The following is a 6,523-nucleotide window of genomic DNA, read 5'->3' as shown; positions in this document are numbered from 1 at the left end:
ATTTCTTCTCTGTTTTTTCTTTTTTAGACAATAAAACAACTCCAATCATAGCGACTAATAACAAGATAGAAGCAAACTCAAATGGAACCATATACTCGTTCAACAATACTTTTCCTAAGGTTTTTATAGATTGAAAATCTTCTCCGGAAGTGTCATATTCGCCAACAATCGTTTTAGAGTTGATGAAAATCGTTACTAAAACAACGCTCATCAATATAAAAACTGTAACTGCGCCAAGACGTGTGATTCTTGGTTTATGAACTTCGTCTTCCTTATTCAAATTCATCAACATGATTGTGAAAAGGAAGAGAACCATGATGGCGCCTGCATAAACAATCAGCTGAACCATTGCCAGAAATTGCGCGTTGAACATTAAGTAATGTCCAACAATTGAAACCATGCAAATCACTAAATAAATAGCGCTGTGAATAGGGTTTTTGCTATAAATCGTCAAAAATGCTGATGCTAATGTGATAGCCGATAAAAAGTAAAATATAATTGTTATAGATGACATTAGTTAGCGTTTTTAAGTTGAGCATTTTTCATTGCCATTTCTAAAGGCATCACCAATTTGTCTTTTCCAAAAATGAAATCTTCCCTGTCGTAACTGGCAGGAACCAACTCTTTTGAAATCGTTAAATAGATAGCATCTTTTGGACAAGCTTCTTCACACAAACCACAGAAAATACAACGCAGCATATTGATTTCATAAATCGATGCATATTTCTCTTCACGGTATAGCATTTCTTCACCCGGTTTGCGTTCTTCAGCCTTCATTGTGATAGCTTCCGCGGGACATGATAAAGCGCACAAGCCACAAGCTGTACAGTTTTCTCTGCCAAGTTCATCTCGTTTCAACATATGTTGTCCACGATAAACTGGGCTAAACTCACGTGTTTGCTCCGGATAATGGATAGTCGCTTTTTTTCTAAAAAAGTGTTTGATGGTAATTGCCAATCCTTTTACGATTGCTACCAGATATAGTCTTTCCCAAAAAGTCATTTCCTTATTGGAAACCTGTTTTTTTCTGCCGGAAAGCGATATGCTTTGTATTGATGCTGACATAATTTCTTTTCTTATTTAAAAGCCAGGATGCAAATTCCTGTTATAATAATGTTGAGAATCGAAAGCGGGATTAAAATTTTCCAGCCTAAGTTCATCAATTGATCGTATCTAAAACGTGGTATGGTCCAACGAACCCACATATAAAAGAAAATGAAGAAACATAATTTAATAAACAATGCTCCCATTCCTAAGATATTAGCGGCGTTAACACCAACATGATCTGTCATCCATTGCATTCCCGGATAGTTGTAGCCGCCGAAATAAAGAACAGCAATAATCGTTGACGAAATAAACATATTGGCATATTCGGCAAACAAATAGAATCCCATTTTCATGGATGAATATTCGGTGTGATAGCCACCAATCAACTCTGATTCACATTCTGCTAAGTCGAATGGTGTTCTGTTTGTTTCAGCAAAAGCACAAATCAAAAAGATTAAAAAACCAAGTGGTTGATAGAAAACATTCCAGTTCATTCCGGTTTGTTGCATCGAAATTTCTTTTAGGCTCAAGGTTCCTGTCATCATGATTAAAGCAATAACCGACAATCCCATCGCAACTTCATAAGAAACCATTTGTGAAGCAGCACGAACCGCACCCATTAAGGAAAACTTATTGTTAGATGCCCAGCCACCAATCATGATTCCGTAAACTCCAACAGAAAGTATCGCGAAAATGTATAACAAAGAAGCATCAAGATCAGTTGCCTGAAGATAGACTGTTCTTCCAAAAATCTCCAATTTGTCACCCCACGGAATTACAGCACTTGTCATCAAAGCGGTGCTCATCGCAATCGCCGGTCCAACAAAAAACAAAAATCTATTTGGAGTATTTGGTTCGAATTCTTCTTTGGCAAACAATTTCATTCCATCGGCAAGTGGTTGCAATAATCCACCCCAACCTGCACGATTTGGTCCAACCCTGTCCTGCAAAAAGGCAGCGACTTTACGTTCGGCCCATGTAGAATACATTGCCATTACCATCGTAAAGGCAAAAATCACCACAATAAAAATGCTTTTTTCTATAATAAAGGCACTATCCATTTTTCTTAGAATTTACTGGGTTACCGTCTATTTTTTCGTTGTATTCAATCTCAGACATACTGATTTTCTTGCGGTCGATATCTCGTCCCTGAAGAATTCCTTTTTCAGTAGCAATAACAACGCTGTCCGTTTTTCCGAAATATTTATTTTGATTGATTACTGAATCTTTTTCGAATTTTCTTGGTCCTTCAATTGTCCAATCTGCAACTTCTTTTTTGTCAAAACGACAGGTGTTGCAAATGAATTCTTCTACTTCGTGGAATTCATCTTTACGTGCGGTTACCCTTTGAATTTCGTTTCCGAACATCCAAACAGTAGTTTTTCCACAACATTTGTCACAATCTCTGTGTGCATCAAATGGTTTGTTAAACCAAACTCTGGATTTGAAACGGAAAGTCTTATCTGTCAAAGCACCAACCGGACAAACATCAATCATATTTCCGGAGAATTCATTGTCAATAGCAGCCGAAACACAGGTCGAAATTTGTGAATGATCACCACGATTCAAAACGCCGTGAACTCTTCCGTCAGTCAATTGGTCAGCAACTTCAACACAACGTTGGCAAACAATGCAACGGTTCATGTGCAATTGAATTTTGTCACCAATATCTTCTGGCTCAAAAGTTCTTTTATCTTCAATAAAACGCTGTTGTAATTTTCCGTGTTCGAAGCTTAAATTCTGCAAATCACATTCGCCAGCCTGATCACAAACCGGGCAATCTAATGGGTGATTTATCAAAAGAAATTCGGTTACTGCATTTCTGGCTTCCTTAACTCTGTCTGAAGCTTTGCTGGCCACTTCCATTCCGTCCTGACATCCTGTTACACATGATGCCATTAATTTTGGCATTGGTCTTGGATCGGCTTCGCTGCCTTTGGTTACATCCACTAAACAACAACGGCATTTTCCGCCGGTTCCTTTTAGTTTGGAATAATAACACATGGCTGGCGGAACAGATTCTCCACCAATCATACGAGCAGCCTGCAGGATAGTTGTTCCTGGCGCTACTTCAATTTCCTGACCGTCTATGGTTACTTTCATTTACCAATATTTAACTCCTACGGAGTATTTTTATTACTAATGTTTATTCTTTAGCCCCGATTGGAGCTAGCTGCCATGCAGCGCGGAAAGCGGGAAAATGGATGGCAAATATGCCCGAGCCATTCGCTCCTAATTATTTTAAACTTCTTGTTTTGCGATTAAATGCTTTACTTTTTCAAATGGCTCATTTACAAAGTGATCTCTATTTTTTATTTTTTCAGGGAAACGAATATGATATTCGAATTCATCTTTAAAGTGACGAATCGCAGCAGCCACTGGCCATGCAGCAGCATCACCTAAAGGACAAATCGTGTTTCCTTCAATTTTTGCCTGAATGCTCCATAATAATTCGATGTCTTCTTCGCGGCCTTGTCCGTTTTCGATTCTCCATAATACTTTTTCCATCCAACCTGTTCCTTCACGGCATGGCGTACATTGACCGCAACTTTCGTGATGGTAAAATCTTGAGAAATTCCAGGTGTTACGAACGATACAGGCTCGGTCATCATAAACGATAAATCCACCTGAACCTAACATCGAACCGGTTGCAAAGCCTCCGTCAGCCAAACTTTCGTAAGTCATCAAACGGTCTTCGCCTGCAGCGGTTTTGTAGATTAAATTCGCTGGTAAAACGGGTACAGAACTTCCTCCCGGAACCAAAGCTTTTAATGGTCTGTCGGTTTGCATTCCGCCACAATATTCATCCGAATTCATGAATTCGTATACTGATAATCCTAAATCAATTTCAAAAACACCTTGATTTTTGATATTTCCGGAAGCCGAAATTAATTTTGTCCCTGTAGAACGACCGATTCCGATTCCGGCATAATCAGCACCAGAATTGTTTACAATCCAAGGCACAGCCGCAATAGTTTCTACGTTATTTACCACTGTTGGATTTTGCCAAAGACCCATAACTGCTGGGAATGGTGGTTTAATCCTAGGATTTCCACGTTTTCCTTCAAGGCTTTCTATCAGTGCAGTTTCTTCTCCACAGATGTAAGCTCCGGCACCAATCTGAACATATAATTCCAAATCATAACCCGAGCCCAATATATTTTTTCCTAACCAACCGGCAGCTTTTGCTTCGGCGATGGCATTTTCTAAAATTTTGTAAACCCACATATATTCCCCACGAATGTAGATGTAGGATAGGTTGGCACCCAAGGCATAACTTGACGTAATCATTCCCTCTATTAAAAGATGCGGAATGTATTCCATTAAGAAACGGTCTTTGAAAGTTCCCGGTTCCGATTCGTCAGCATTGCAAACTAAATGTCTTGGTTTTCCTGATTTTTTGTCGATAAAACTCCATTTCATTCCGGCAGGAAATCCTGCACCACCACGACCACGAAGTCCCGAAGTTTTTACTTCTTCCACAACTTCATCCGGAGTCATTTTTTTCAGGGCTTTTTCAACCGAAGCATAACCGCCTTCTTTGCGGTACACTTCATAAGTTCTAATGCCAGGAACGTTTATTTTGTCTAATAATATTTTTCTTCCCATGATACTATTTATCGTGTAAAGTGATTTTTCCTTCTTTGCAATCAGTAATTAACTGATCGATTTTTGCTTCTGTCAAATGCTCCTGAAAGAAATCACCCAACTGTATCATTGGTGCGTAACCACAAGCACCAAGACATTCAACTCCACGAACTTCAAAAAGTCCATCAGCTGTTGGTTCACCAACGCCAACGCCTAATTTATTACAAGTGTAATCCATCAAATTCTCCACTCCATTTAAGCAACAGGCAGATGTTTGGCAGAATTCAAACATGTATTTTCCGATTGGTCTTTGATTGTACATCGTATAAAATGTCACTACTTCGTATACTTCAATCGGTTGTATTTCTAAAATTCCGGCTACTTTGTTTTGCAAATCAATGCTTAACCAATTGTCGTGAGCATCCTGAACTTCATGTAAAACCGGCAATAAAGCTGATTTTCTTTTGTCTGCAGGATAATGACTGATTAACTCATTGATGCGGGTCATCAAAGTGTCGGTTATGTTTATCTCTTGTGTGATATGTGATCTTTCCATTCTTATTATTTTAAATTTTGAATTATAAATTTTAAATGTTTTGAATAATTTAGAATTTAAAATTCATCATTTATAATTTCTTTTATGCGTCTAATTCGCCGGCAATTACATTTAAACTTGATAATATTACGATGGCATCGGATAACATTCCGCCTTTAATCATTTCAGTATAGGCTTGGTAATAGATATAGCAAGGTCTTCTGAATTTCAATCTGTAAGGCGTTCGGCTACCGTCGGTAATCAAATAGAAACCTAATTCTCCGTTTCCGCCTTCGACAGCATGATAAATTTCATCTACAGGAACCGGAACTTCGCCCATCACAATTTTGAAGTGATAGATTAAGCTTTCCATATTATTGTAAACATCTTCTTTTGGAGGCAAATAATAGTCGGGAACGTCAGCGTGAATTGGTCCTTCCGGTAATTTAGCTAAGGCTTGTCTGATAATACTCAAACTTTCCCAAACTTCAGCATTACGAACGCAAAAACGGTCGTAAGTGTCTCCAGATTTTCCAACAGGCACAATGAAATCAAAATCTTCGTAAGAAGAGTAAGGTTGGGCAACGCGAACATCGTAATCAATTCCGGCCGCGCGTAAATTTGGACCAGTTAATCCGTATTGCATTGCTTTTTCAGCTGTAATCGGACCAACGTTAACGGTTCTGTCTATAAAGATTCTGTTTCTTTCAAAAAGGTTTTCGAATTCTTTCCAGGCAACTGGAAAATCTTCCAGGAAAGTGTTTAGCAATTCAAATGCCTTTGGCGACCATTCTCTTTCGAAACCACCAATTCTTCCCATATTTGTTGTCAAACGAGCACCACAAATTTCTTCGTAGATTTCATATACTTTTTCTCTGAATTGGAATACATAAAGGAAACCAGTGTAGGCTCCGGTATCTACTCCAAGGATTGAATTACAAATCAAATGGTCTGTAATTCTGGCCAATTCCATTACAATAACTCTTAAGTATTGAGCTCGTTTTGGCACTTCAATTTCCAATAATTTTTCAACGGTCATCCACCAGGCCATGTTGTTGATTGGCGACGAACAATAGTTCATACGGTCAGTCAATACGTTGATTTGGTAAAACGGACGGTTTTCAGCAATTTTTTCAAAAGCACGGTGAATATAACCAATGGTTGGTTCAGCATCCAAGATTCTTTCGCCATCCATCAATAGAATGTTTTGGAAAATTCCGTGAGTAGCCGGGTGCGTTGGGCCAAGATTCAGGATAGAAAATTCACTTCCGTCTTCATTTCGGCTTTGCTCTATGACTTTAGCATAGCGATGTTCTGGTGGTAATAATAAATCTGACATCTATAATGTTGAAT

The 6,523-nt window shown here is 38.6% G+C and carries 7 protein-coding genes; all 7 read right to left on the bottom strand.

What is annotated here, in order from left to right; translation table 11 throughout:
* A partial coding sequence (locus tag ABIQ27_RS06630; RefSeq protein WP_348032996.1) for an NADH-quinone oxidoreductase subunit J occupies window positions 1-514 on the bottom strand: 514 nt, incomplete at its 3' end.
* On the bottom strand, window positions 514-1,065 hold the full coding sequence (locus ABIQ27_RS06625) for an NADH-quinone oxidoreductase subunit I (protein WP_348032995.1): 552 nt from the start codon (window positions 1,063-1,065) through the stop codon (window positions 514-516). The genes ABIQ27_RS06625 and ABIQ27_RS06630, both read right to left, overlap by 1 nt.
* An 11-nt stretch (window positions 1,066-1,076) precedes the next feature.
* Window positions 1,077-2,108 carry an NADH-quinone oxidoreductase subunit NuoH gene (gene nuoH / locus ABIQ27_RS06620; protein ID WP_348032994.1) on the bottom strand — a complete coding sequence of 344 codons (1,032 nt, stop codon included), beginning with the start codon at window positions 2,106-2,108 and terminating at the stop codon, window positions 1,077-1,079.
* Window positions 2,101-3,150, bottom strand: coding sequence for a 2Fe-2S iron-sulfur cluster-binding protein (locus ABIQ27_RS06615; RefSeq protein ID WP_348032993.1), 1,050 nt, complete (start codon window positions 3,148-3,150; stop codon window positions 2,101-2,103). The genes nuoH and ABIQ27_RS06615 overlap by 8 nt, the downstream gene beginning before the upstream one ends.
* A gap of 138 nt (window positions 3,151-3,288) precedes the next feature.
* Window positions 3,289-4,656: an NADH-quinone oxidoreductase subunit NuoF gene (nuoF, locus tag ABIQ27_RS06610; protein ID WP_348032992.1), complete on the bottom strand. Its 1,368-nt coding sequence runs from the start codon at window positions 4,654-4,656 to the stop codon at window positions 3,289-3,291.
* Window positions 4,657-4,660: 4 nt separating this feature from the next.
* Window positions 4,661-5,191: an NAD(P)H-dependent oxidoreductase subunit E gene (locus ABIQ27_RS06605; RefSeq protein WP_348032991.1), complete on the bottom strand. Its 531-nt coding sequence runs from the start codon at window positions 5,189-5,191 to the stop codon at window positions 4,661-4,663.
* 82 nt (window positions 5,192-5,273) lie between these two features.
* Complete coding sequence (locus tag ABIQ27_RS06600; RefSeq protein WP_348032990.1) at window positions 5,274-6,509, bottom strand: NADH-quinone oxidoreductase subunit D; 1,236 nt, start codon at window positions 6,507-6,509, stop codon at window positions 5,274-5,276.
* Window positions 6,510-6,523: the final 14 nt, after the last annotated feature.

The sequence above is a fragment of the Flavobacterium sp. genome, from assembly GCF_039916025.1.
Taxonomy (GTDB): domain Bacteria; phylum Bacteroidota; class Bacteroidia; order Flavobacteriales; family Flavobacteriaceae; genus Flavobacterium.
Note: the sequence above shows the minus strand (reverse complement) of the source record. Positions and strands in the feature narration are given on the sequence as shown.

Coding starts and splice junctions, on each gene's coding strand:
- ABIQ27_RS06625 (WP_348032995.1), bottom strand. CDS start 1,065: ATGTCAGCATCAATACAAAGCATATCGCTTTCCGGCAGAAAAAAACAG.
- nuoH (WP_348032994.1), bottom strand. CDS start 2,108: ATGGATAGTGCCTTTATTATAGAAAAAAGCATTTTTATTGTGGTGATT.
- ABIQ27_RS06615 (WP_348032993.1), bottom strand. CDS start 3,150: ATGAAAGTAACCATAGACGGTCAGGAAATTGAAGTAGCGCCAGGAACA.
- nuoF (WP_348032992.1), bottom strand. CDS start 4,656: ATGGGAAGAAAAATATTATTAGACAAAATAAACGTTCCTGGCATTAGA.
- ABIQ27_RS06605 (WP_348032991.1), bottom strand. CDS start 5,191: ATGGAAAGATCACATATCACACAAGAGATAAACATAACCGACACTTTG.
- ABIQ27_RS06600 (WP_348032990.1), bottom strand. CDS start 6,509: ATGTCAGATTTATTATTACCACCAGAACATCGCTATGCTAAAGTCATA.